Raw genomic sequence first — 23,039 nt, 5'->3', positions numbered from 1 at the left:
CCGTTGTAGCCCGCACGGGCATCGGCGAAACGCTTGCCGACCTCCTCCCAGTTCACCACGTTCCACAACTGCTTGATGTAGTCCGCCTTCACATTGCGGTACTGCAGGTAGTACGCGTGCTCCCAGATGTCGAACACCAGCAGCGGCGTCGTGGCGATCGACAGGTTCGAGTGATGATCACGCAACTGCTGAGTCACCAGCCGCCGCCCCACCGGATCCCACGCCAGCACACCCCAGCCATTGCCCTGGATCGTGCCCGACACCGCCTCCATCTGAGCCCGGAACGCATCGAAGGAACCGAAGTCCTCATCGATCGCCGCCGCCAGCTCACCGGTCGGCTTGTCCCCACCGTTCGGAGACAGGATCTTCCACCACACCAGGTGCAACGAATGCCCCGCCAAGTGGAACGCCAACGTGGTCTCCAGCCCCACGATCGACGAGAAATCACCCTTCTCCCGCGCCTCGGCGATCTTCTCGATCGTGTCGTTGGCGCCCTTGACGTAGGTCGCGTGATGCTTGCTGTGGTGCAACTCGTTGATCTCACCGGCGATCGCCGGCTCCAACGCCGCGTAGTCGTAATCCAACTCCGGCAACACGTACTGCGCCATCGAGCCTTCTCCCTTCGCTATCGACAGACTGTAGCTACTGCCACCCTATTGCAACTAGGCCGGATGGAGGCGTTGATCTCATCTGCCGGGCGCGTTGCGCGAACAGCCTCGGTGAACTGCGCAAACGTGGCGCGGAGCGGGAATTCGGCCGGTTGACCGGGATCGACGCGTGGGGCAGCATCCTCTCCGACCCCGCGAGCGGGAGAAGCCGGTCGAAGTCCGGCGCTGACCCGCAACGGTAGGCCGCGCACGTCGCGGCGAGCCCGATCGCCCGCTCCGCGAGGGATGGCTCCAACGACTGTCGCGGTCTGCGGTCGGGGTCTGGGAACGCCGCGTGCGGTCCTGGTCTCGCGCATCCGCGCACGACCTCGGAAGGCACGATGCGCCGCACCTTCGCCCTGATCATGGCCGCGCTGTTCCTGACCGGCTGCACCGCGGCCGAATCGCGTGCGGACGGCTTGCGCGTGGAGAACTGCGGCAGCGTCGAGACGTTCGCGCGCCCGCCGCAGCGCGTGGTGAGCCTCAACCAGCACGCCACGGAGATCCTGGTGGCGCTCGGGCTGGGCGACCGCCTCGTCGGCACCGCATTCCCGGACGACCACGCGCCACCGCCGGAGGTCGCCGCCGGCTACGCCGACGTGCCGCTGCTGTCCGACCGGTACCCGTCCTACGAGCGCATCCTCGAAGCCGAGCCCGACCTGGTCGTCGGCGGCTACGCCAGCGCCTTCGACGAGGCCGAGGGCCGCGGGCGCGAGGTGTTCGCGAAGAACGGCATCAACACCCTGCTGCTGTCGGAGTCCTGCGCGGCCGAGCCGGTCGGGATGGACGCGCTGCTGGCCGACATCTCGATGTTCGGCGAGGCGCTCGGCCTGCAGGACAACGCGCGGCAGCTCAACACCGCCATCGAGGAGCGCGTCCGGGCGGTCGAGCAGCGGCTCCAGGGCGTGGCACCGGTCGACGTCTTCGTGTACGACTCCGGTGAGCAGACCGCGTTCACCCTGGGCGGCAACGGTGTCGGCAACGACGCGCTGACCAGGGCAGGCGCACGCAACGTCTTCGGCGACGTGCCGAAGGTCTTCGAGGACGTCAGCTGGGAGCAGGTCGCCACGCGGGCCCCGGCGGCGATCGTGCTCGTCGACTACCTCGGCGCCCCGGTGCAGCACAAGCAGTCCTACCTCGAAGGGCATCCGCTGGTCTCCGGCACGCCAGCGGTGCGCGACCGCCGGTTCAGCACCATCCCGCTGGTCGAGCTCACCGAGGGCATCAGGTTCCCGGCCGCCGTCGAACGCCTCGCGCGGGACCTCCACGGCAAATGAGCAGCCCGGAGTCGAACCCCGCAGCCCAGCCACGAGAACGCGAGATCGAGAAGGACGCAGGCACCACCGCGAATCGCGGAGAGGCGGCACAGGGAGGCGGAGCGGGCAAGAGGCTCTTGCTGGTCTACGCCGCGCTGCTGGTCGCGCTCGTGGTGGTCGGCGGCCTGGCGATCTCGCTGGGCTCCGTGCGGCTGCCGCTGGGGCAGGTGTGGCGGATCGTGCTGGAGCCGGTGCTGCCGTGGATCGAGCCGGACTGGCGCCCGGCGCGCGCGGCGATCGTCTTCGACTCGCGGATGCCGCGGGTGGTCGGTGGCGTGCTGGTCGGCGCCGCGCTGGCGCTGTCCGGGGCGATCGCGCAGCTGGTCACGGGCAACCCGCTGGCCGACCCGTACCTGCTCGGGGTGTCCGAGGGCGCCGGGTTCGCGGTTTCGCTGACGATCGTGCTGGGCATCGGTGCCGGTGCGGTGGGTCTGCCGCTGGTGGCGTTCCTGGGCGGGCTGACGGCGCTGCTGATCGTGCTGGCCGTCTCCGGGCGTTCCGGGTCGGTGACGACGCTGGTGCTCGGCGGGCTGGCGGTCGGGCAGGTGGCGTTCGCCATGACCTCGTTCGTGCTGCACGCCTTCGGCACCGGTGACCAGGCCAAGCAGGTGATGTTCTGGATCAGCGGCGGGCTCGGGGCCGTGCGCTGGGAGTCGCTGCCGGTGCCCGCCGCGGTGCTGGCGCTCGGGCTGATCGCGGCGGCCGCGTCGGGGCGGTGGATGAACGTCCTGCACAGCGGCGATGACGCCGCTGCTGCGCTCGGGATCAACGCGCGCGTGTTCCGGACGTGCTGCCTGATCGCGATCTCGCTGCTGGCCGGGACGGCCGTTTCGGTGGCGGGCGGGATCGTGTTCGTCGGGCTGCTGGTGCCGCACGCGGCCACCTTCCTGGTGGGCTCCGAAGCACACCGCCTGCTGCCGGTGTCGGCGCTGCTCGGTGCGGTGTTCCTGGTGCTGGCCGACCTGGTGGCGCGGCTGGTCGTCGCGCCTTCGGAACTGCCGGTGGGAGTGCTCACCGCGCTGGTCGGCGGCCCGGTGTTCCTGGTGATGTTGCGGCGGCGACGGAGGATCGCGTGAGCCTGCGGGTCAGCGGAGTCCAGGTGGAGCTGGGCGGCCGGGCGGTCCTGTCCGATGTGGACATCGACGTTCGGGCCGGTGAGGTGTTCGGCCTCGTGGGCCCCAACGGCAGCGGCAAGACGACCCTGCTGCGCGCGCTCTACCGAGCCGTCCAACCGGCGGCCGGAACGGTGGAGGTCGCCGGTGTCGCGGCGGCCGGGCGGCGCCGGCTGGCGCGCGTCCTGGCCGCGACGACGCAGGAGACGGAGGCCCGCGCGGCGCTCACCGTGCGCGAAGTGGTGTCGCAGGGCCGGATCCCGCACCTCGGGCTGCTGGACCGGATGGGCGCGGCCGACCACGAGATCGTCGACGATGCGCTGCGGGCCACCAGCCTGCTGGCGCAGGCGGAACGCGACGTGCGCCTGCTCTCGGGAGGGGAACGGCAGCGGACCTCGATCGCGCGGGCGCTCGCGCAGCAGCCGCAGGTCCTGGTCCTCGACGAGCCGACGAACCACCTCGACCTGCGTCACCAGTACGGAGTCCTGGCGCTGCTGCGCGAACTCGCGGCCGGCGGCCTGACCGTGCTGCTGACGCTGCACGACCTCCGGCTGGCGGTGGAGTTCTGCGACCGGCTGGCGGTCCTCGACGCCGGCCGCATCGCGGCGACCGGAACGCCCGCGGAAGTCCTCGACGAGCGCCTGCTGGCCGACGTCTTCGGCGTCGAAGCCCACCTGGCCGACCACAACGGACGCCCGATCCTCACCATCACCGGAGTGACCGGCTAGCCCACCGGCCAGGTGTGGACCGGGTCGCCTCCGTCGGCCAGGGCGATGTAGTGCTCCAGCATTCGGGTCAGGGCTTCGTGGCGGTTCGCGCCCCGCTCCTCCAGTCGGGCCACCGTTTCGCGCTGCCAGGTCGCGCCGTTGCGGCGGGCCAGGCAGCGCTGCTCGATCACGCCCAGGTACCGCTCGCGGGCCTCGTCGGAGACGCCGCACGCGCGGAGCCCTTCGTGCGCCATCGGCAGCAGACGTCGCATCACCAGCTCGTCCGGGGCGACCCAGCCGGTGCCCGGCCAGTACAGGTGGGCGTCGAAACCGCTGCGAGCACCGGAGAACAGGTTCTCCTCGGCCGCGGCGAAGGACATCTGCGTCCACAGGGGACGATCTTGCTCGGTGAGCGCGCGCTGCGCCCCGTAGAAGAAAGCGGCGTTGGCGACGATGTCGACCACCGACGGCCCGGAGGGCAGCACCCGGTTCTCGATGCGCAGGTGCGGAACCCCGTCCACCAGGTCGTACACCGGGCGGTTCCAGCGCCAGATCGTGCCGTTGTGCAGCCGCAGCTCGGCCAGCGTCGGCGCCCGCCCGGCGTCGAGCGCGGCCACCGGGTCCTCCTCTTCCGGATCGGGCAGCAGCGCCGGGAAGTAGCGGACGTTCTCCTCGAAGAGGTCGAAGATCGAGGTGATCCACCGCTCCCCGAACCACACCCGCGGCCGCACGCCCTGGTTCTTCAGCTCCACCGGGCGGGTGTCGGTGGCCTGCAGGAACAGCGGGATGCGGGTCTCGTGCCACAGCGCTTTGCCCAGCAGGAACGGCGAATTCGCGCCGATCGCCACCTGCACGCCGGCCAGGCACTGCGCGGCGTTCCAGTGCGCGGCGAAGTCCTCCGGGGCGACCTGCAGGTGCAGCTGGACCGAGGTGCACGCCGACTCCGGCAGGATCGAGTTGGCGTAGGAGTGCAGCCGCTCGGAGTGGTAGCCCTCGCCGAGCGGCTCGCCCTCCATGTCCAGCAGCATTTCCTCGCCGCGGGCCAGGAAGATCTGCTCGTTGAGCAGCGAGTAGCGCGGGTTGCGGGACAGCCAGCCCGGGTCGAAGTGCGCGCTGCGCAGAGTGGGCAGCGTGCCGATCATGACGATCTTCGCGCCGGTGTCGTGCGCGCTGTCGTCGGCCCGCCGCAGCGCGGCGCGCATCCGATCCTCCAACTGCAGCGCGCTGTCCCCGGCCAGCACCCGCGGCTCCACGTTGAGCTCGATGTTCTGCTGGCCGAGTTCGGTGGTGAAGGCCGGCTCGTCGATCTTCTCCAGCACCTCGGCGTTGGACATCGACGGCTCCATGCCCGGCCCCACCAGGCACAGCTCCATCTCCAGCCCCATCTGCTGGCGCGGGAAGGAGAAGTTGCCGTCGGCGAGCATCCGGGCCAGGGCGTCCAGACCGCGCTGCATCTTGTTCCGATACCGCTGCCGGTCCACCGGATTGAACCCTCGGTCGTCCACGTGCCGTCCCATGCCGTCTCTCCGCTCGGTCGGCAGCACGTCAGCGCGCAGCGCTGGGGAAACCACCGTGACACATCGGTACCCGGCGATCCAGCGGCCAAAACGGTGTCAGCGAACGGAGTGTCGAGGCCGTCAAACGGAGGCGTCGTCGAGCCTCCGCACCTCCGCCGCGGTGAGCTCCAATTCGGCGGCGAGCAGCAGGTCGGCGAGCTGATCCGCGGTGCGAGCGCTGGCGATCGGGGCGGTGACGGTGCGTTGCGTTCGCAGCCAGGACAACGCGATCGACGCCACCGGGGCATTACGCAGCGTTGCGATCTCGTCCAGGGCTGCGAGCACCCGGAGGCCGCGGTCGTTCAGGTGCGCGCGGGCGCCTTCGGCGCGCGGGCTGCTCGAGTTGTTTTGCGCCGGACGGTACTTTCCGGTCAGGAAACCTCTGGCGAGTCCGTAGTACGGTGCCACGCCCAGGTTCTCCGCCGCGCACAGATCCGCGAGCTCGCCCTCGAACTCGGTGCGCTCCACGAGGTTGTACTTCGGTTGCAGTGCGGTGAATTCGGCAAATCCCTCGCGGCGGGAGACCGCCAGCGACTCGGCGAGCCGCGGTGCCGTGTAGTTGGACGCCGCGATGTAGCGGACCTTGCCCGCGCGCACCAGAGCGTCGAAGGCGCCCAGCGTCTCGGCCAGCGGGACCGTCGGGTCGTCGCCGTGGGCGTAGTAGAGGTCGATGTGGTCGACGCCCAGGCGGCGCAGTGAATCTTCCGCAGCCGCCGCGATGTTCGCCGCCGAAAGGCCGCTGCGCTGCGGCAGCCAGCCCACCTTCGTCGCGACGACCACGTCGTCCCGGTTGCCGCGGGCGCGCAGCCACTCGCCGATGATCGTCTCGGATTCGCCGCCGGAGTTGCCCGGTGCCCAGGCCGAGTACATGTCCGCGGAGTCGATGAAGTTGCCGCCCGCCGCCGCGTAGCCGTCGAGGACGGCGAAGGACTCGTCGCGGTCGGCCGTCCAGCCGAAGACGTTGCCACCGAGGCAGATGGGAAAGACGTCGAGCGCCGTGCCACCGAGCTGAGCCATGCTTCGAACGTACCCGCGCGGGCGATACCGGCGGGGAGCACCGGCCGGTGCAGCGGGTGCGAGAATGCGGTACGTGGCGCACATGGTCGAGATCAGTGAAGTCGACGATCCGCGGGTCGACGACTTCCGCGACCTCTCGCGCGCGGATCGCAGGCCGGACCGGCCCGGCGGGCGCGGGCTGGTGATCACCGAAGGCGTCGTGGTGGTGGAGCGGCTGCTCGCCTCGCCGTACCCGGTGCGCGCGCTGTTCGGGGTGCGCCGCCGGATCGACGAGCTGGCCGGGGCCACCGCCGCTCTCGACGTGCCCGCCTACGTCGCGAGCGCCGACGTGATGGCGCAGGTCGTCGGCTTCCACCTCAACCGCGGCGTGCTGGCCGTGGCCGACCGCGCCCCGGTGCTCCCGCCTGCCGAGCTGATCGAGCGGTCCCGCCGCCTGGTGGTGCTCGAGGGCATCGGTGACCACGAGAACCTGGGCGCGCTGTTCCGCAACGCCGCCGCGCTCGGCGTCGACGGCGTGCTCCTGGGCGCCGGTTGTTCGGATCCGCTGTACCGGCGCAGCGTCCGGGTGTCGATGGGGCACGTGCTGCGGGTGCCGTTCGCGCACCTGGAGTCGTGGCCGGAAGATCTCAAGCTGCTTCGCGACAACGGCTTCCGCATCGCCGCGCTGACGCCCCGAGCAGACGCGAAATCTCTTCGCGATGCGGCGCTGGACGAGGGGCGGGTCGCGGTCCTGCTCGGCTCGGAGGGCCCCGGCCTGACCGAGGAGGCGATCACCGCGGCCGACCTGGCGGTGCGGATCCCGATGGCCGGCGGTGTCGATTCGCTCAACGTCGCGACGGCCGGGGCGATCGCTTTCCACGCGATGAGCGGGGCGTGATGCGCGAGCCCGGTTGGGAACTGCACGCGCGCTCCGGCCGCGCGGTCCTGGTGCGCGACGTCGACCACGAGGTGGACCCGGGACGCCTGCGGCTGCCCGAATCGCTGGTCGAAGCGCTGCACGAATGGGCGCACGTCGCCGACACGGCGCACGAGACCACGGCTCCCGGCGACCGCGAACTGATCTCGAAGCGCGGCCGCCAGCTGGCGATGCGCCTGGCCGCGGAAACCGGCGGCCAGATCGGCTACCTCGACCCGCTCAGCGGCCGCCTCGACCGCATCGGCCGCCCGCGCCCACCGGCACCCCGCCGCTACGCGCTCCCGGTGCCGCGCGAGGAACCGACGCCCTGGGGCCCGGGCCTGGCGGTGAGCGCGATCATCGCGGCGATCGCGACGACCACCCTGGTGGTGGTGACGCTGGGGCTGGCGGACGTCAGCGGTGTCCTGGCCGCAGTGGTGAACCTGGCGGTGGCGGCGGGCTTCGCCCCCTCGATCTGGCTGGGCCGCCGAATAGCGGTGTGGCGCTGGGTCGCCTACGGAACAGCGGCGGGCATCGTCCTCGCCTGGCTGGTCCTCCTCCTCACCCTCCTGAGCCCCTACACCCCGCACGTCTGACCGACCCGAGCCCAGATCCCCGGCGGCGCGTCGGATGATCGTGCAATTTCAATTGAAATGTGACCTCCAATTTCAATTGAAATTGCACGTGTCGGTCGCTGGGGCGGGTGAATTGAGCACTTCATCGGCATGTCGGGGGATGGTCCGACGGCGTGGCTGGAGTTGGTGCGGACAGCAGAAGACCGGGGTGAGCTGGTGCTCGCCCCGGCCTCGTGCGGGTTCTCGGTCAGCGGTGGGAGCGGACTCCGAGGAGGACGTCCTCCCACGACGGGACGATCGGGTGGCTCTTCCGCCCGCGGCGCGGCTCCGCCTTGCGCGCCGCGTCGTCCTCCGCCTCCTCGGCGGTCGCGCCTTCGGCGCTCTCCGCCGCGGACTGCTCGGCTCCCGGCTCCGCCGGTCGCTCCGGGGCACCGGTGTCGAGGTCGAGCGTCGGGGCCTCGGCCAGCGGTGGCGCGGGCGCCACCGGCGCCTCCGGCGGCGGTGCCGGGGTCGTCGGCTCCGCCGACATCCCCTGCTGGTCGAGCTGGAGCGCTTCGCGCGCCAGCTCGGTGACCGGGCGGACGGTGCGCAGCGGGCGGTTGGGCGACGGGTCGAGGAGATCGGCCGCGTGGTCGTCGAGCGCCGCGACGGTGCCGCCGTGCGCACCCGGGTGGAACACCCAGTGGGCGAGGTTCTCGGAGCGGCCCGCCTGCCAGGTCAGCTGGACGACCCACTTGCCGTCCTCGCCGCGCCAGGCGTCCCAGTCGGCTTCGGCGTAGTCGTGGCCGCGCATCCCGAAGGTGTGCGCGACGACCTCGCCGAGGGTCTGCACGTCCGGGCCGTCCTCGCGGACCGGGTGCCCGCGCTGGGCCATCTCGGCGATCTGGCGGCGTTCCAGCAGGACCGGGTAGGCGTAGCGCTCGACGCGGTGCTCCGGGATGCCGGAGGCCTCGGCGATCTGCTCGACCGACGCGCCGGAGCGGATGCGGGCCTGGATCTCGCGCGGCCGCATCTGGGACTCCATCTCGATCTGGACCTGGCCGAGCCTGGTGAGGTCACCGCGGGCCGCGGCGCGCAGTCGTTCGTCGGCGGGCACGGTGAAGCGCTCGCCGTTCTCCGGGTCCTCGCAGATGACGGATTCACCGTCCTCGTCGAGCCCGACCACTCGCAGCGATCGCATACGCGTGCCTCCCACCGACCTACATGTCACCAAGCTGTGACGGTAACCCGGCGCGCCGCCTTGACGCGGGAGGCACGCCGGGCATGCCGTGCGGCAGTTGGTCGTCCTCCCGGCATCGATCTTGCCGGAAAGGAGCCGCCTGAGCGAACCAGTAAAACCACTCATATTTGGTGAACCTCACCGAGAGTGGTTGATTTTCACTCAGTGTTGTGGTCTCGGAGGAGAAACTGCCGGGGCCCGCGGGGACCCCGGCAGCGCTGCGTCGTCACGACAGCTGCGAGACCACCCAGTCGATGGACTTCGTCAGCGCGGTGACGTCATCCGGCTCGATCGCCGGGAACATGCCGATGCGCAGCTGGTTGCGGCCCAGCTTGCGGTACGGCTCGGTGTCCACGATGCCGTTGGCGCGCAACGCCTTCGCCACCGCGGCGGCGTCCACCGAGTCGGCGAAGTCGATGGTGCCGACCACCTGGGAGCGCTTGGCCGGGTCGGTGACGAACGGGGTGGCGTACTCCGAGGCCTCGGCCCAGTCGTAGAGCCGCTGCGAGGACTCGCGGGTGCGCCGCACGCACCAGTCCAGGCCGCCCTGGCCGTTCATCCACTCGATCTGGTCGGCGAGCAGGAACAGCGTGGCCACCGCGGGGGTGTTGTAGGTCTGGTCCTTGCGGGAGTTCTCCAGCGCGGTGGGCAGCGAAAGGAACTCCGGAACCCAGCGGTCCGAGGAACCGATCTCGCCGATCCGCTCGATCGCGGCCGGGCTCATCGCGGCCAGCCACAGCCCGCCGTCGGCGGCGAAGCACTTCTGCGGCGCGAAGTAGTACACGTCGACGTCGGCGGCGTCGAACGCCAGCCCGCCCGCGCCGGAGGTCGCGTCGACCGCGATCAGCGCGTGCTCGGAGCCCGCCGGGCGGGTCGGCGCGAGCATCACGCCGGTGGAGGTCTCGTTGTGCGCCCAGCCGATCAGGTCGGCGCTCGGGTCCGCCACCGGCTCCGGTGCGTCGCCCGGCTCGGCGGAGACGACCAGCGGGTCGCCCAGGAACGGGGCCGTCTTGGCGGCCTTGGCGAACTTCGAGGAGAACTCGCCGTAGGTCAGGTGCAGCGAGCGCTCGCGGATCAGGCCGAAGGTCGCCGCGTCCCAGAACGCCGTGGTGCCACCGACGCCGAGCACGACCTCGTAGCCGTCCGGCAGGGAGAACAGCTCCTGGATCCCCTCGCGGACCCGTCCGACCAGGGACTTCACCGGCTTCTGGCGGTGCGAGGTGCCCATCACCTCGGCACCTTCGCCGGCCAGCCGGGCCAGCTGCTCGCTGCGCACCTTGGACGGACCGCAGCCGAAGCGGCCGTCGGCGGGCTGGAACTCGTCGGGCAGCTTCAAGGTGGTCGGGTCGATGGTCTCGGCCTGCGTCATGCCGGCGCCTCCGGGCGTTGTCGTGGTGATCGTGCAGGGGCAAGACCTCGCCCCCGCGCGCCAGTGGCCTGCTGACCGGCGCCGTTGCCGGTTCGGCTCAAGTGTTGCAGCAGGGTTTCCGGCAGGTGACGGGCACCTGCTGCCAACAGCCGCACCGCAACTTACTGCGGCTCGCTCCGGTTGGCCAGCACCTCGCCGGGGGAGATCGTTCAGGCGAACCCGGGGGCTCCGCAGCACTTCTTGTACTTGCGCTCCGAGCCGCACCAGCAGGCGTCGTTGCGCTCCGGCGGCCACGGCGCGGCCTGCCCGAGCCGCGCCGCTTCGGAGGTGTACTCCGCGTGCGTCGCCGGGTCGTCCAGCGGCAGCTCGCGGGACTCGGCGAAGGCGACCAGGTCGTCGAGCGCACCGGCGACGATCACCGCGCTGGTCGGGTGGTCGGTCAGCGTCCGCTGGATGAACCGGCGGTGCTCGACGTGCGCGAGGCCGGGGTTCCAGTCCGGGTGCCTGCGCTGGACCTCGGCGAACTCCGCCTCGGGCCAGTAGAGGACCGCCGGGATCGCGTGCTGCTGCCTGCCGATCTCCTCGATCTGGCTGAAGACCTCGTGGGAGCGCTCCTCGGAGCGGGTGAGCAGCTCGTCGTACTGGTCGGCGGGGAGGCCCAGCCGGTGGCGCAGGTCGGCGCGTTCGCGGAGCAGCTCGAAGCCGGGATCGCCCACTTCCACCTCGGCGCCGAGATCCGGGACGAACCGCTGGACGCCGATGTTGAGCCAGCGCAAGGCCTCCTGGTGCGCGCCGATCGCCTGGTAGCCGGCGGCGGCCTCGCCGTAGGCCCACTCGCACTCCGAGCCCTCGTGCATCAGCTGCGCCATGGCGCGCTCGCCCTCCTCGCGGCGGCCGTGGGTCAGCAGGAACGAGGCGTAGGCGGCCCGCCCGCTGAGCACGCTGCGGCCGTCGTCGACCTCGGCGGCAGCGGCCAGCGCCCGCTCCTCGCGCCCGTGCTCATCGGCGAAGTGCCAGTAGCCGGACGCTTCCACGAGGTCGTCGCAGCGCTGGCCGCTGATCTCCGCATCGGCTTCGAGCGCCTCGGCGTACTCGACGTGCATGCGACGTTTCCGGGCGTCGGAGGATGGAGCTACCACCACTCCACGCTAGCGCCGCGCGCTGCGCCGGTGCTGGGCAGAGGGTGTGTCCGCGATGGGCGCGTGAGCGTTTTCCGGTGCTATGGCCCCTCAAAACGCTCACGTGCCGCCACCTGCGGAAGGTGCCGATCACACCGGGGCGATCAGCTGGTTCAGCTGGTCCCAGCCCGGGACGTCCTGCGGGGACCGGGGGCCCGGGCCGATGTACTGCGCCGACGGGCGCACCAGGCGGCCGGTGCGCTTCTGCTCCATGATGTGCGCCGCCCAGCCCGCCAGCCGGGCGCAGGTGAACATCGCGGGCATCATCGCCGTGGGCACCTCCGCGAAGTCGAGGACCACCGCGGCCCAGAACTCCACGTTGGTCTCGATCTGCCGGTCCGGGCGGCGCTCCCGCAGCACGGACAGCGCCGCCTGCTCCAGCTCGCGGGCGACCTCGAAGCGCGGCGCGCCGAGCTGGTCGCAGGTGTTGCGCAGCACCCGCGCCCGCGGGTCCTCGGCGCGGTAGACGCGGTGGCCGAAGCCCATCAGCCGGTCGCCGCGGTCCAGGATGGACTCCACCACGCGGCGCGCGTCCCCGGTGCGCTCGGCCTCCTCGATCATCGGCAGCACGCGGGCGGGCGCGCCGCCGTGCAGCGGGCCGGACATCGCGCCGACCGCGCCGGACAGGCAGGCCGCGACGTCGGCGCCGGTGGAGGCGATCACCCGGGCGGTGAAGGTGGAGGCGTTCAGGCCGTGCTCGGCGGCCGACACCCAGTACGCGTCGAGCGCCCGGACGTGCGTGGGATCGGGTTCGCCGCGCCAGCGGGTGAGGAACTGCTCGGTCGCGGTGGTCGCCTCCTCGACCCGCGACAGCGGGACCGGCGGCTGGTCACCGCGCGCGGACTGCGCGACGAAGGAGAGCCCGAGCGCGCAGGCGCGGGCGAGCTGCTCGCGGGCCTGGGCCTCGTCGACGTCGAGCAGTGGTGCGAAGCCGAGTGCGGGAGCGAGCATCGCCAGGGATGCCTGCGCGTCCGCGCGCACGTCGCCGGTGCGCACCGGTACCGGCGTTGCGTCGGCGGCGGGCAGGCCGTCGCCGAAACCGCCGTCCACCAGCAATGCCCACACGTCGCCGTAGGAGACCGTGCCGACCAGGTCTTCGATGTCGACACCGCGGTAGCGCAGGGCGCCGCCGTCGCGGTCGGGCTCGGCGATCTCCGTGCGGAAGGCGACCACGCCCTCCAGGCCGGGGCGGAACTCGGACTGAGCTGCACTGCTCATGACTGCCTCGTCTCGTCGCTGGACGCGTGCGCGCGGCTGCGCGGACGCTGGACGTGGCGGGGTGCAGGCGTCTGATCACACAGTGCACCCGCCCGGGGCGGCGCACAATCCCGACTCCGGGAAGTCACATCATGAGCTAGCTCACAGGGTCTTCAAGAAAATCCGTTAGCCACGTAAAAGTCCGGAAAAATGGTTGTAACGGGGCAAGTTAACGGCATTAAAATCGCAGGGCAGCCCGGGGGTGCCAGAGCCCCGTGTGTTAAAGAAGCTTCATGCATCTTGCTCCTCACGAGCGCGACAAGCTGCTCGTCCACGTGGCGGCCGGCCTGGCGCGCCAACGGCTTGATCGCGGTCTGAAGCTCAACTACCCGGAAGCGGTCGCGCTGATCACCGACCACGTCGTGGAAGGCGCCCGGGACGGCAGGACCGTCGCCGAGCTCATGCAGAGCGGTCGCCAGGTGCTGCGGCCCGACCAGGTGATGGACGGCATCGCCGAGATGATCAACGACGTGCAGGTCGAGGCGACCTTCCCGGACGGCACCAAGCTCGTCACCGTCCACGACCCGATCACCTGAACGGCATGCCGATGGTTGCGCTGCTCGCGTGGTCACCCGGCGGGACCTGAGCGGTTCCCGGCCTGCGCGGCCTCAGCGCGCGTTTCGCCCGGGCGGTGGAAGGCGGCCGCACCGCGGCCGTTCCCGGCTCCAACCGCGGGCCCGATCCACTCTTCGACACACATCGCTTAGGGAGTTGCCCATGCGTCCTGGGGAGATCATCACCGACGAGGACCCGATCCCGCTGAACCCGGGGCGGGCCCGGATCCGCATCACCGTCGTCAACCGCGCCGACCGCGCCGTGCAGGTCGGCTCGCACTACCACTTCGCCGCGGTCAACCCGAGCCTCGAGTTCGACCGGGCCAAGGCCTGGGGCAACCGCCTGGACGTGCCGTCGGGCACCGCCGTGCGGTTCGAGCCGGGCGTGGCGCGCGAGGTCGACCTCGTGGACGTCGGCGGCGCCCGGCTGGTGCGCGGCCTGCGCCTGGAGTACGCGGGCGAGCTCGACACCCGCGACCACGAACCCACCCCGTTCACCTACGGAGAGAAAGGCGAGGGCCACCACGGTGAGCACATCGTCCATTGACCGCTCGCAGTACGTCGAGCTGTTCGGCCCGACCACCGGCGACCGCATCCGGCTGGCCGACACCGACCTGCTGATCGAGGTCACCGAGGACCGCAGCCAGGGCCCCACCGGCTCCGGCGACGAGGTCGTCTTCGGCGGTGGCAAGGTCATCCGCGAGTCGATGGGCCAGTCCGCGGCGATCCGCGCCGAGGGCACGCCGGACGTGGTGATCACGGGCGCGGTGATCCTCGACCACTGGGGCGTGATCAAGGCCGACGTCGGCATCCGCGACGGCCGCATCGTGGGCATCGGCAAGGCAGGCAACCCCAGCGCCAACAACGACGTGGACCGCTCGCTGGTGATCGGCCCGTCCACCGAGGTCATCGCGGGCAACGGCAAGATCCTCACCGCCGGCGGCATCGACTCCCACGTGCACTTCATCTGCCCGCAGGAGGTCGACACCGCGCTGGCCTCCGGGCTGACCACGTTGATCGGCGGCGGCACCGGGCCCGGCGAGGGCAGCAAGGCCACCACGGTCACGCCCGGCGCCTGGAACCTGCGGATGATCATGCAGGCCGTCGACTTCATGCCGGTCAACGTGCTGCTGCTCGGCAAGGGCAGCACCATGCGCCGCGAAGCGCTGTGGGAGCAGCTGCGCGCCGGAGCGGGCGGCTTCAAGATCCACGAGGACTGGGGCGCGACCCCGGCGGTGCTGGACAGCGCGCTGCGCGTCGCCGAGGAGTCCGGGGTGCAGATCGCGCTGCACGCCGACACCCTCAACGAGGCGGGGTTCTACGAGTCCACGCTGGAAGCGATCAACGGCCGCTCGATCAGCGCGTTCCACGTCGAGGGCGCGGGCGGCGGGCACGCGCCGGACATCATCCGGCTGGCCTCGCACTCCAACGTGCTGCCCTCGTCGACCAACCCGACCCGGCCGCACACGGTGAACACCATCGACGAGCACCTGGACATGGTGATGGTCTGCCACCACCTGAACCCGGCGGTGCCCGAGGACCTGGCGTTCGCCGAGAGCCGCATCCGGCCGTCGACCATCGCCGCCGAGGACATCCTGCACGACATCGGGGCCATCTCGATGATGAGCTCGGACGCGCAGGCGATGGGCCGCATCGGCGAGGTCATCATGCGCACCTGGCAGACCGCGCACGTGATGAAGCGCCGCCGCGGCTCGCTGCCCGGCGACGGGCGCGCGGACAACAACCGCGCGCAGCGCTACGTCGCGAAGTACACGATCAACCCGGCCATCGCGCACGGCATCGCCCACCACGTGGGCTCGGTGGAGGTCGGCAAGATGGCCGACCTGGTGCTGTGGGACCCGAAGTTCTTCGGGGTCCGCCCGCACATCGTGCTCAAGGGCGGGTTCGCGGCCTGGGCCGCGGTGGGCGACGCGAACGCGTCGATCCCGACGCCGCAGCCCTACATCGCGCGGCCCAGCTTCGGGGCGCAGCCCCGCGCGGCGGCGGCGAGCAGCGTGTTCTTCGTGGCGCCGGTGGCGCTGGACGCCCAGCTGCCGGAACAGGCGCGGCTGAGCTCGCGGATGGTCGCGGTGGAGAACACCCGCGACGTGGGCAAGGCCGACATGGTGCACAACGACGCGACGCCGGACATCCAGGTGGACCCGGACAGCTTCGCCGTGCACATCGACGGCGAGCTGGTCGAACCCGATCCGGTCGCCGAGGTCCCGATGGCCCAGCGGTACTTCCTCTTCTAGCGGAGGGGCGGGTCGTTGCGGGAGCGCGATTTCAATGGAAATTGCATGTCAGATTTCCATTGAAATTGCGGCGAACCCGACGCACCGTCGGCGTGTCGGGTGCCTGACACGCCGACGGTGCGCGACTTCCATTGAAATCGAAGGCCCGATTTCCATTGAAATCGCGTGCATGTCGCTGAAGCGGGTGAGCGTCGACTTGCCCGAGAAGGGGGGAGAGCGGTGCGAGCCGGTCTTGCGGTGCTTGCACTCGCCGATTCCCGGTTCCCCGGCGGGGGACACGTGCACTCCGGCGGCGTCGAGGAGGCCGCCGCGCGGGGGCTGATCACGGGAGTCGCCGACCTGCGCGAATTCCTGCACGGGCGGCTGCGCGCAGCAGGCGCCCTGCAAGCGGTGTTCGCCGCCGCCGCGGCGCACGCCGCCGCCCGCCGGGTCCCGAGCGGATACTGGCGGGAGCTGGACGTCGAACTCGACGCCCGCACCCCTTCCCCGGCGCAGCGGGAGGCCTCGCGCGCGCAGGGGAAGGGGATGATCCGCGCCGGCCGGGCCGCTTGGCCCTCGCCGGTGCTGGCTGAACTGGTGACCGCGAGCCCGCGGCCACACCACCCGATCGTGCTCGGCGTGCTGGCCGCGACGGCCGGCGCCGGGCCGCAGGAAGCGGCGCTGATCGCCGGGTACCTGGCCGTCAGCGGCCCGTCCTCGGCAGGCGTCCGGCTGCACGGCATGGATCCCTTCGCGGTCAACGCGGTGGTCGCCGAGATGGGCGATGACCTGGACCGGATCGCCGCCGAGGCGGCGGCGACCGCCGGGCTCGACCCAGCCGACCTGCCCGCGCCCGGAGCTCCCGCGCTGGACCTGCTCGCCGAATCGCACGATCGACATCACCGGGAAGAGGTGCGTCTCTTTGCTTCCTGAACACGGCCACGGACACGGTCACGGGCACACGCATCCGGTCAACTTCGACCCCACCGCCACCGAGCCCGACCCGTTCGACGCGGAGCCCAAGCACGGCAGGCCGTTCCGCCTCGGCATCGGCGGCCCGGTCGGCAGCGGCAAGACGGCGCTGACCGCCGCGCTGTGCCGCGCGCTCGGCCAGGAGATCGAGCTCGCCGTGGTGACCAACGACATCTACACCACCGAGGACGCCGACTTCCTGCGCAAGGCGGGCGTGCTGGACACCGACCGGATCGAGGCGGTGCAGACCGGCGCCTGCCCGCACACCGCGATCCGCGACGACATCACCGCCAACCTCGACGCGGTCGACCGGCTCAGCGAGCGCCACCCCGGCCTGGAGCTGGTCATCGTGGAGAGCGGCGGCGACAACCTGACCGCGGTGTTCAGCCGCGGGCTGGCCGACAGCCAGATCTTCGTGGTCGACGTCGCCGGTGGTGACAAGGTGCCGCGCAAGGGCGGGCCGGGCGTGACCACCGCGGACCTGCTGGTGATCAACAAGATCGACCTTGCCGAGCAGGTCGGGGCGGACATGGAGGTCATGGTCTCCGACGCGCACCGGATGCGCGGCGAGCTGCCGGTGATCACCCAGTCGCTGACCCGGACCCCCAACGCGCCCGACGTGGCGGCCTGGGTGCGCGAGCAGCTCAAGGTCGGCGTCAGTGCGTGAGGTGGGACCACGTCGTGAGCGCGGGGCGGTTCCCGCGCTCACGACCCCCGGCGCGGAAGGCGGTGCGGCGTGCGCGCCAGTGCGCTGCTGAGCGTTGAGCTCGGGCGAGGCGGGCGCAGCGTCGTCCGGGAACTGCGGTCGCAGGCCCCGATGACGATGGTGCCCCGCCGGGCCGCCGCCACCAGCACCGACGGCACCGCGGTCGTGCACCTCGTCGGCTCGGCGGCCACCCCGGTCGGTGGTGACCTCGTCGACCTGCGGGTGCACGTCGGGCCCGGCGCGCGGCTGCTGCTGCGCGGCACCGCCGCGACCGTGGCGCTGCCGGGGCAGCACGCCGGGCGCAGCCGGTCCACCGTGCACATCGAGGTCGCCGAGGGCGGGACGGTCGAGTACCTGCCCGAGGCGACGGTGATCACCGCGCGGGCCGTCCACGAGGCGGAGATGACCATCTCGCTCGGCGAGGGCGCGCGGGCGCGCTGCCGGGAAACGCTGGTGCTCGGCCGCTACGGCGAGCGGTCCGGTCTGCTGACCACCACGACGCACGTCGTGCGCGGTGGCACTCCGCTGCTGCGGCAGCGGCTGGACATCGGCGACGAGCGGCTGACCGCGAGCGCCGGCTACCTCGCCGGTGCGCGGGTGCTGGCCACCGAAACCGTGGTGTGGAACAGCGATCCCGTGACACCGAGCAGCGGGCAGTGGTGGTCGCTGGCGCCGCTGGCCGCCGGCGGTGCGCTGGCCACCGCGGTGGGCGACGACGCGGTGGTCGCCGAGCGGCGGCTCGCCGAAGCCGTTTCGCACCACCCGGATGCCAAGGAACTAGAGGTTCGAAGCTGGTGAACGACACCGCTGCGGCGAAGCCGCCGCCGGTGCGGCACGGCGCGCTGGGACTGCTGCGCGCCGTGCCCACGGGCGTCTCGCAGGTGTACCTGCAGGAAAGCGTGCCGGCCGGGATCGTGTTCCTGGCCGCGCTCGCGCTGGCCGGCCCGGAGTTCGCGCTCGCCGGGCTGGTCGGCAGCGCGGTCGGGGTGCTCACGGCGCTCGCGCTGCGCGTGCCGGGAGAGCGAATATCCCAGGGCCTCTTCGGCTTCAACGCCACGCTGGTGGTGCTGGGGACGGTGGCGTCCTTCCAGCCGCTGGGCACGGCGTTGCTGGTCGGAATCGCGGGGGCGGTCGTGGCGACGGCGCTGGCGCGCGTCGCGGACTTTCTCCTCTCGGTTCCTGCCCGCACCGCCCCGTTCGTGCTCACCTACTGGCTGATCGTCTACATCGGACACCACTTCGACTGGATCCGCGCGTCGCCCAGTCCCGTGTCACCGGTGCTCGGGCTGGACGGCGACCCGCTGGCCCTGTTCAGCGCGGAGGCCGAGGTGTTCCTGATGTCGGGCTGGCTGCCCGGCCTGGTCATGCTGATCGGGCTGGCGCTGGTGCGGTTCCGGCTCGCCGCGGGTGCGTTCTGCGGTGCGGCGGTGGCACTCGCGGCTGTCGAGCTGCTGCCCGAGACACCGCCGGACGTCAGCAGCGGGGTGTACGGCTTCAACGCCGCGCTGATCGTCGTGGGCCTGCTGACGACCGGGCGCACCTGGCGGTCCTGCCTGCTCGCGGTTCCGGCGGTGCTGCTCATCCAGGGCGGGATCGAGGCGCTCGGCCTGGTGCCGACGACCTTCCCGTTCGTGCTGGTGATGTGGGCCGCCGACCTGCGCAAGCTGCGCCGCACCGGTGCCGCGCAGCCCTGAGCCGGTTGTGGGACCTGTTGGTTGTGTGAGTGCTTTGTGTCGTTATAGGGCCCGAAACACTCACGATCCCTTTTGGTCCTTTCACCGGATTTCACTGCAAGGAGTGATTTTCGCACGTCCGATCGGGTGTGGGAACGATCACTGCATCGGTTGCGGAATCGATCGTGAAGCACCGCCGATTCGGCGTCCGTTCGGATCCCGTTTACCGTCGTAGGTGGCTGGCGCCACCTGGTCCTGTCGCGCCGGCCGGTCCAACCCGTACCGTCCGGCTGCGCAGCCGGAGAAGTTCGAGTCGTGCCGCTGCCGGGCGAGTCAGGGAGGAAATGGGGATGTCGGAGGCCAACGTCGCGCTGCCGTCGATGCGGGTGTCCTACGAGGCCGGAGCGCTGGACGAGTCCTCGCTCGCCGCGACCTGGTACGAGCAGCTCCAGCTGTGGTTCGACGAGGCCGTGCAGGCCGAGCTGGTGGAGCCGAACGCCATGGTTCTGGCCACCGCCGACGCCGACGGCGTCCCGTCGTCGCGCACGGTGCTGTGCAAGGGATTCGACGAGCGGGGCGTGGTGTTCTTCACCAACTACACCTCCGCCAAGAGCCACGACCTCAAGTCCACCCGGGTCGCCGCCGCGACCTTCCCGTGGCTGGGCCTGCAGCGCCAGGTCAACGTGCGCGGAACCGTGGAGAAGGTCTCCTCGGCGGAGACCGCCGAGTACTGGGACGTCCGCCCGCGCGGCTCGCAGCTCGGCGCGTGGGCGTCGCCGCAGTCCCGGGTGGTCGCCAACCGGGAGGCGCTGAAGTCCTCGCTGAGCGGCATCGAGCGCCGGTTCGCCGAGCAGGAGAAGGTCCCGGTGCCGCCGCACTGGGGCGGCTGGCGGATCCGCCCCGAGTCGGTCGAGTTCTGGCAGGGCCGCCCCGACCGGCTGCACGACCGCCTCCGCTTCCGCCGCACCGACGCGACCTGGACGGTCGAGCGCCTCGCTCCGTGATCAACCGTCGTGCCGATTTCGCGCGGAATCGACGTTCACCCCGGTGACGGTCGATTCCGCGCGAAATTGACGCCGCGCTTCGTTCGGCTCGGTATTTTCCCTGTTCCGAGCAGTGCGGTCGGCGGGTGGTGATTGCCCGATCGGCGGATTCGCGCGGAAAGAGTTGAAGTCGGTCACACGGGGCGGTAAATCGAGTGCTGTTAGGGGCGCTAACGGCTAGGCTTCGGCATTCGTGCAGCCCAGCAGCGGAACCCCGACAGCCCAGCGCCGATCCGTCAAGTCCCTGCTGAGCAAGGTCTTCCTGGACACGCGCCCGCTGAAGTACCCGGCCTACCGCCGGTTGTGGCTGTCCAACATCGTCACCGCCGTCGGCGCGCAGTTCGCCGCCGTCGCGGTGCCCAAGCAGCTCTACGACATCACCGGTTCCTCCGCCTACGTCGGCCTGGCCGGGATCTTCGGCCTCGTGCCGCTGCTGGTGTTCGGGCTGTGGGGCGGCGCGATCGCCGACACCGTCGACCGCCGCAAGCTGCTGCTGATCACCAACGGCGGCCTGGCGGTCACCTCCGTCCTGCTGTGGGTGGCGGCTGCCTCCGGCACCCGGTCGGTGTGGCTGGTGCTGGTGCTCTTCGCCGCGCAGCAGACGTTCTTCGCGATCAACATGCCCACCCGCGGCGCTGCGATCGCCCGGCTGATCCCGGTGCACCTGCTGCCGTCCGCGCAGGCGCTGGGCGCCACCGTGTTCCAGCTCGGCTCGATCGCCGGGCCGCTGCTGGCGGGCGTGCTGCTGCCGGTCGCCGGGCTCTCGACGCTGTACCTGGTCGACGCGGTGGCGCTGTGCGCCGCGCTCTGGGCGGTGTTCCGGCTGCCGCCGCTGCCGCCGCAGGAAGGCGCGCCGAAGAAGGCCGGCCTGCGCGCCGTGCTGGACGGCTTCCGCTACCTGGCCCTGCACTCCGTGCTGCTCGCGTCGTTCCTGCTGGACATCGTCGCGATGGTGTTCGGGATGCCGCGCGCGCTGTTCCCGGAGATGGCCGAGCGGACCTTCGGCGATCCGCCCGGCGGCGGTGCCTCGCTGGGCTGGCTGTTCGCCGCGATCCCGCTCGGCGCGTTCCTCTTCGGGGTGTTCTCCGGGTGGCTGCACCGGATCGTGCGGCACGGCGTCGGCGTCACGGTGGGCGTGATCGCGTGGGGTCTCGCGGTGATCGGCTTCGGCCTGTCGGACTCGCTCTGGCTGGCGGTGTTCTTCCTGGCGCTGGGCGGCGGGGCGGACCTGGTGAGCATGGTCTACCGCAGCGCGATCATGCAGACGGCGGCCACCGACGAGATGCGCGGGCGCATCCAGGGCGTGTTCACCGTGGTCGTGGCCGGTGGCCCGCGGCTGGCCGACACCGTGCACGGCCTGGCGGGCGCCGCGATGGGCACCACCGCGGCGATCGTGGGCGGCGGGGTGCTGGTGGTCGTCGGAGCGGTCATCTCGGCGGCGCTGCTGCCCGCGTTCTGGCGGTATCGCGCACCCACTTCCGACGCCTGAATTGTGCAGGTCGCCACGCCTGGGCCGGTCGGCGTAGTGCGGTTCGACCAGGGGTGGGCAGACGCGCCGATCAGCCTCCCTGCACACTTTTCAGCTATGGCCAACGAGACGACCGTGAACGACAACGCGCCCAGCGGTGCGCAGGAGCCTGGCCTCAAGAAGGTGATGGGCCCGAAACTGCTGCTCTTCTTCGTGGTGGGGGACATCCTCGGAACCACGATCTACTCGTTGACCGGCAAGGTCGCGGGCAAGGTCGGCGGCGCGCTGTGGGTACCGTTCCTGGTCGCGTTCGTGGTCGCCTTCCTGACCGCGTTCAGCTACCTGGAACTGGTCGGGAAGTACCCGAAGGCGGGCGGCGCACCGCTGTACGTGCACAAGGCGTTCGGCGTGCACTTCCTGACCTTCATCATCGCCTTCGCGGTGATGTGCTCGGGCATCACCTCGGCGGCCTCGGCGGCCCAGGCCTTCAGCGGTGACTACCTGGAGGCGATCGTCGGCGAGGGCGTTTCCTCGTGGGCCTGGATCGTGGCGATCGGCTTCCTGCTGCTGCTGGCCGCGATCAACTTCCGGGGCGTCGGCGAGTCGGTGAAGATGAACGTGGTGCTGACCTTCGTGGAGCTCACGGGGTTGGCGATCGTCATCTTCTTCGGCCTCTTCGCGCTGATCTCCGGCACGCACAGCGCCGATGTCGACCCGGACCCGAGCCGGCTGCTGCAGTTCAACACCGACAGCACGCCGCTGGTCGCGATCACCTCGGCGACCGCGCTGGCGTTCTTCGCGATGGTGGGCTTCGAGGACTCGGTGAACATGGCCGAGGAGACCAAGAACCCGGCCAAGACCTTCCCGCGCGCGCTGCTGCTGGGCATGGCCATCACGGCTTCGATCTACCTGGTGATCGCGGTGATCACCTCGACGCTGGTGCCCACCGACAAGCTGGCCGAATCCGACGGCCCGCTGCTGCTGGTCGTCCAGGCCGCGGCGCCGTGGTTCCCGCCGATCCTGTTCTCGATGATCGCGCTGTTCGCGGTGACCAACACCGCGCTGATCAACATGCTGATGGCCAGCCGCCTGGTCTACGGCATGTCGCAGGAGAGCATCATCCCCAAGCAGTTCGGGCTGGTGCACCGCACGCGGCGCACGCCGTGGGTGTCGATCCTGTTCACCAGCCTCATCGCGGTGATCCTGGTGAGCTCGCTGGAGATCTCCGACCTGGGCAGCACCACCTCGCTGCTGTTGCTGATGGTGTTCGCCGTGGTCAACGTGGCGGTGCTGGTGCTGCGCAAGGACAAGGTCGAGCACGAGCACTTCAAGGCCCCCAGCTGGGTGCCGGTGCTGGGCGCGCTGACCTGCGCGTTCTTCGCCAGCCCGCTGTCCGGTCGGCCGGCCACGGAGTACATCATCGCCGGCATCCTGCTGGGCATCGGCGTGATCTTCTGGGCGATCAACTTCGTGTTCGGCGGCAGGAAGGACTTCGACGCCGCCAAGCTCGGCAAGTAGACCGGTCCGGGATCCAGGAAACC

Annotated in this window: 22 protein-coding genes; 15 read left to right on the top strand and 7 right to left on the bottom strand. The window is 71.0% G+C overall.

The genetic code is table 11. The features are described 5' to 3' along the window. Nucleotides 1–608, bottom strand: a 608-nt coding sequence (locus C4T78_RS20315; protein ID WP_103908139.1) for a superoxide dismutase, incomplete at its 3' end; no start/stop codon positions are given. Nucleotides 609–988: 380 nt separating this feature from the next. Between C4T78_RS20315 and C4T78_RS20310 the strand changes: the two genes are divergently transcribed. The 3 genes from C4T78_RS20310 to C4T78_RS20300 are packed head-to-tail and all read left to right on the top strand — an operon-like array spanning nucleotide 989 to nucleotide 3,803. Beyond that, nucleotides 989–1,924, top strand: a complete 936-nt coding sequence (locus tag C4T78_RS20310; protein WP_093349987.1) for an ABC transporter substrate-binding protein — start codon at nucleotides 989–991, stop codon at nucleotides 1,922–1,924. Next, nucleotides 1,921–3,039 carry a FecCD family ABC transporter permease gene (locus C4T78_RS20305; protein ID WP_093349985.1) on the top strand — a complete coding sequence of 373 codons (1,119 nt, stop codon included), beginning with the start codon at nucleotides 1,921–1,923 and terminating at the stop codon, nucleotides 3,037–3,039. The genes C4T78_RS20310 and C4T78_RS20305 overlap by 4 nt, the downstream gene beginning before the upstream one ends. Next, a complete protein-coding gene (locus tag C4T78_RS20300; protein WP_093349982.1) occupies nucleotides 3,036–3,803 on the top strand; it encodes an ABC transporter ATP-binding protein in 768 nt (255 codons plus the stop codon). Before C4T78_RS20305 ends, C4T78_RS20300 begins: the two co-directional genes overlap by 4 nt. On the opposite strand, the gene C4T78_RS20295 is transcribed toward C4T78_RS20300, so the two are convergent. Together C4T78_RS20295 and C4T78_RS20290 are read right to left on the bottom strand one after the other, a co-directional pair. Then, complete coding sequence (locus C4T78_RS20295; RefSeq protein ID WP_093349980.1) at nucleotides 3,800–5,299, bottom strand: glutamate-cysteine ligase family protein; 1,500 nt, start codon at nucleotides 5,297–5,299, stop codon at nucleotides 3,800–3,802. The genes C4T78_RS20300 and C4T78_RS20295 overlap by 4 nt on opposite strands. Before the next feature lie 120 nt (nucleotides 5,300–5,419). Then, nucleotides 5,420–6,355 carry an aldo/keto reductase gene (locus C4T78_RS20290; RefSeq protein WP_093349977.1) on the bottom strand — a complete coding sequence of 312 codons (936 nt, stop codon included), beginning with the start codon at nucleotides 6,353–6,355 and terminating at the stop codon, nucleotides 5,420–5,422. 64 nt (nucleotides 6,356–6,419) lie between these two features. Between C4T78_RS20290 and C4T78_RS20285 the strand changes: the two genes are divergently transcribed. Continuing rightward, a complete protein-coding gene (locus C4T78_RS20285) occupies nucleotides 6,420–7,232 on the top strand; it encodes a TrmH family RNA methyltransferase (protein ID WP_093349975.1) in 813 nt (270 codons plus the stop codon). Then, complete coding sequence (locus tag C4T78_RS20280; RefSeq protein WP_093350203.1) at nucleotides 7,232–7,846, top strand: DUF2537 domain-containing protein; 615 nt, start codon at nucleotides 7,232–7,234, stop codon at nucleotides 7,844–7,846. The genes C4T78_RS20285 and C4T78_RS20280 overlap by 1 nt, the downstream gene beginning before the upstream one ends. A gap of 226 nt (nucleotides 7,847–8,072) precedes the next feature. On the opposite strand, the gene sepH is transcribed toward C4T78_RS20280, so the two are convergent. The 4 genes from sepH to C4T78_RS20260 all read right to left on the bottom strand — a co-directional run bounded on the left by sepH (nucleotide 8,073) and on the right by C4T78_RS20260 (nucleotide 12,809). Beyond that, a complete protein-coding gene (gene sepH, locus C4T78_RS20275; RefSeq protein WP_093349972.1) occupies nucleotides 8,073–9,005 on the bottom strand; it encodes a septation protein SepH in 933 nt (310 codons plus the stop codon). 265 nt (nucleotides 9,006–9,270) lie between these two features. Continuing rightward, on the bottom strand, nucleotides 9,271–10,413 hold the full coding sequence (serC, locus tag C4T78_RS20270) for a phosphoserine transaminase (protein ID WP_093349970.1): 1,143 nt from the start codon (nucleotides 10,411–10,413) through the stop codon (nucleotides 9,271–9,273). A gap of 209 nt (nucleotides 10,414–10,622) precedes the next feature. Next, the gene (locus C4T78_RS20265; RefSeq protein WP_143185769.1) at nucleotides 10,623–11,552 is read right to left on the bottom strand and encodes an SEC-C domain-containing protein; all 930 of its coding nucleotides are present in this window, start codon (nucleotides 11,550–11,552) and stop codon (nucleotides 10,623–10,625) included. 129 nt (nucleotides 11,553–11,681) lie between these two features. Beyond that, nucleotides 11,682–12,809 carry a citrate synthase 2 gene (locus tag C4T78_RS20260; RefSeq protein WP_093349965.1) on the bottom strand — a complete coding sequence of 376 codons (1,128 nt, stop codon included), beginning with the start codon at nucleotides 12,807–12,809 and terminating at the stop codon, nucleotides 11,682–11,684. A 272-nt stretch (nucleotides 12,810–13,081) separates the two neighbouring features. Between C4T78_RS20260 and C4T78_RS20255 the strand changes: the two genes are divergently transcribed. The 10 genes from C4T78_RS20255 (at nucleotide 13,082) to C4T78_RS20210 (ending at nucleotide 23,016) form a co-directional block, all read left to right on the top strand. Then, complete coding sequence (locus C4T78_RS20255) at nucleotides 13,082–13,384, top strand: urease subunit gamma (RefSeq protein ID WP_093155977.1); 303 nt, start codon at nucleotides 13,082–13,084, stop codon at nucleotides 13,382–13,384. Nucleotides 13,385–13,565: 181 nt separating this feature from the next. Further along, entirely contained in the window at nucleotides 13,566–13,949 is a 384-nt protein-coding gene (locus C4T78_RS20250; RefSeq protein WP_093155975.1) for an urease subunit beta, read from the top strand. Then, complete coding sequence (locus tag C4T78_RS20245; RefSeq protein ID WP_093349962.1) at nucleotides 13,930–15,657, top strand: urease subunit alpha; 1,728 nt, start codon at nucleotides 13,930–13,932, stop codon at nucleotides 15,655–15,657. Before C4T78_RS20250 ends, C4T78_RS20245 begins: the two co-directional genes overlap by 20 nt. Before the next feature lie 219 nt (nucleotides 15,658–15,876). Then, nucleotides 15,877–16,569, top strand: a complete 693-nt coding sequence (locus tag C4T78_RS36790) for an urease accessory protein UreF (RefSeq protein WP_218161535.1) — start codon at nucleotides 15,877–15,879, stop codon at nucleotides 16,567–16,569. Then, nucleotides 16,559–17,275, top strand: coding sequence for an urease accessory protein UreG (gene ureG / locus C4T78_RS20235; RefSeq protein WP_235863344.1), 717 nt, complete (start codon nucleotides 16,559–16,561; stop codon nucleotides 17,273–17,275). Before C4T78_RS36790 ends, ureG begins: the two co-directional genes overlap by 11 nt. A gap of 69 nt (nucleotides 17,276–17,344) precedes the next feature. After that, entirely contained in the window at nucleotides 17,345–18,112 is a 768-nt protein-coding gene (locus C4T78_RS20230) for an urease accessory protein UreD (protein WP_093349954.1), read from the top strand. After that, entirely contained in the window at nucleotides 18,109–19,008 is a 900-nt protein-coding gene (locus C4T78_RS20225) for an urea transporter (protein ID WP_177247504.1), read from the top strand. The genes C4T78_RS20230 and C4T78_RS20225 overlap by 4 nt, the downstream gene beginning before the upstream one ends. Nucleotides 19,009–19,337: 329 nt before the next feature. Next, on the top strand, nucleotides 19,338–19,991 hold the full coding sequence (gene pdxH, locus C4T78_RS20220) for a pyridoxamine 5'-phosphate oxidase (protein WP_093349949.1): 654 nt from the start codon (nucleotides 19,338–19,340) through the stop codon (nucleotides 19,989–19,991). A gap of 232 nt (nucleotides 19,992–20,223) precedes the next feature. Further along, complete coding sequence (locus tag C4T78_RS20215) at nucleotides 20,224–21,519, top strand: MFS transporter (protein ID WP_093349948.1); 1,296 nt, start codon at nucleotides 20,224–20,226, stop codon at nucleotides 21,517–21,519. 96 nt (nucleotides 21,520–21,615) lie between these two features. Beyond that, nucleotides 21,616–23,016 carry an APC family permease gene (locus C4T78_RS20210; RefSeq protein ID WP_093349946.1) on the top strand — a complete coding sequence of 467 codons (1,401 nt, stop codon included), beginning with the start codon at nucleotides 21,616–21,618 and terminating at the stop codon, nucleotides 23,014–23,016. The last annotated feature ends 23 nt before the right edge of the window (nucleotides 23,017–23,039 follow it).

The organism is Saccharopolyspora kobensis, from assembly GCF_900108315.1.
In the GTDB taxonomy this organism is placed as follows: Bacteria; Actinomycetota; Actinomycetes; order Mycobacteriales; family Pseudonocardiaceae; genus Saccharopolyspora; species Saccharopolyspora kobensis.
This window is presented reverse-complemented; position numbering and strand designations above follow the sequence as displayed.

Coding starts and splice junctions, on each gene's coding strand:
- C4T78_RS20310 (WP_093349987.1), top strand. CDS start 989: ATGCGCCGCACCTTCGCCCTGATCATGGCCGCGCTGTTCCTGACCGGC.
- C4T78_RS20305 (WP_093349985.1), top strand. CDS start 1,921: ATGAGCAGCCCGGAGTCGAACCCCGCAGCCCAGCCACGAGAACGCGAG.
- C4T78_RS20295 (WP_093349980.1), bottom strand. CDS start 5,299: ATGGGACGGCACGTGGACGACCGAGGGTTCAATCCGGTGGACCGGCAG.
- C4T78_RS20290 (WP_093349977.1), bottom strand. CDS start 6,355: ATGGCTCAGCTCGGTGGCACGGCGCTCGACGTCTTTCCCATCTGCCTC.
- C4T78_RS20285 (WP_093349975.1), top strand. CDS start 6,420: ATGCGGTACGTGGCGCACATGGTCGAGATCAGTGAAGTCGACGATCCG.
- C4T78_RS20280 (WP_093350203.1), top strand. CDS start 7,232: ATGCGCGAGCCCGGTTGGGAACTGCACGCGCGCTCCGGCCGCGCGGTC.
- sepH (WP_093349972.1), bottom strand. CDS start 9,005: ATGCGATCGCTGCGAGTGGTCGGGCTCGACGAGGACGGTGAATCCGTC.
- serC (WP_093349970.1), bottom strand. CDS start 10,413: ATGACGCAGGCCGAGACCATCGACCCGACCACCTTGAAGCTGCCCGAC.
- C4T78_RS20260 (WP_093349965.1), bottom strand. CDS start 12,809: ATGAGCAGTGCAGCTCAGTCCGAGTTCCGCCCCGGCCTGGAGGGCGTG.
- C4T78_RS20255 (WP_093155977.1), top strand. CDS start 13,082: ATGCATCTTGCTCCTCACGAGCGCGACAAGCTGCTCGTCCACGTGGCG.
- C4T78_RS20250 (WP_093155975.1), top strand. CDS start 13,566: ATGCGTCCTGGGGAGATCATCACCGACGAGGACCCGATCCCGCTGAAC.
- pdxH (WP_093349949.1), top strand. CDS start 19,338: ATGTCGGAGGCCAACGTCGCGCTGCCGTCGATGCGGGTGTCCTACGAG.
- C4T78_RS20210 (WP_093349946.1), top strand. CDS start 21,616: ATGGCCAACGAGACGACCGTGAACGACAACGCGCCCAGCGGTGCGCAG.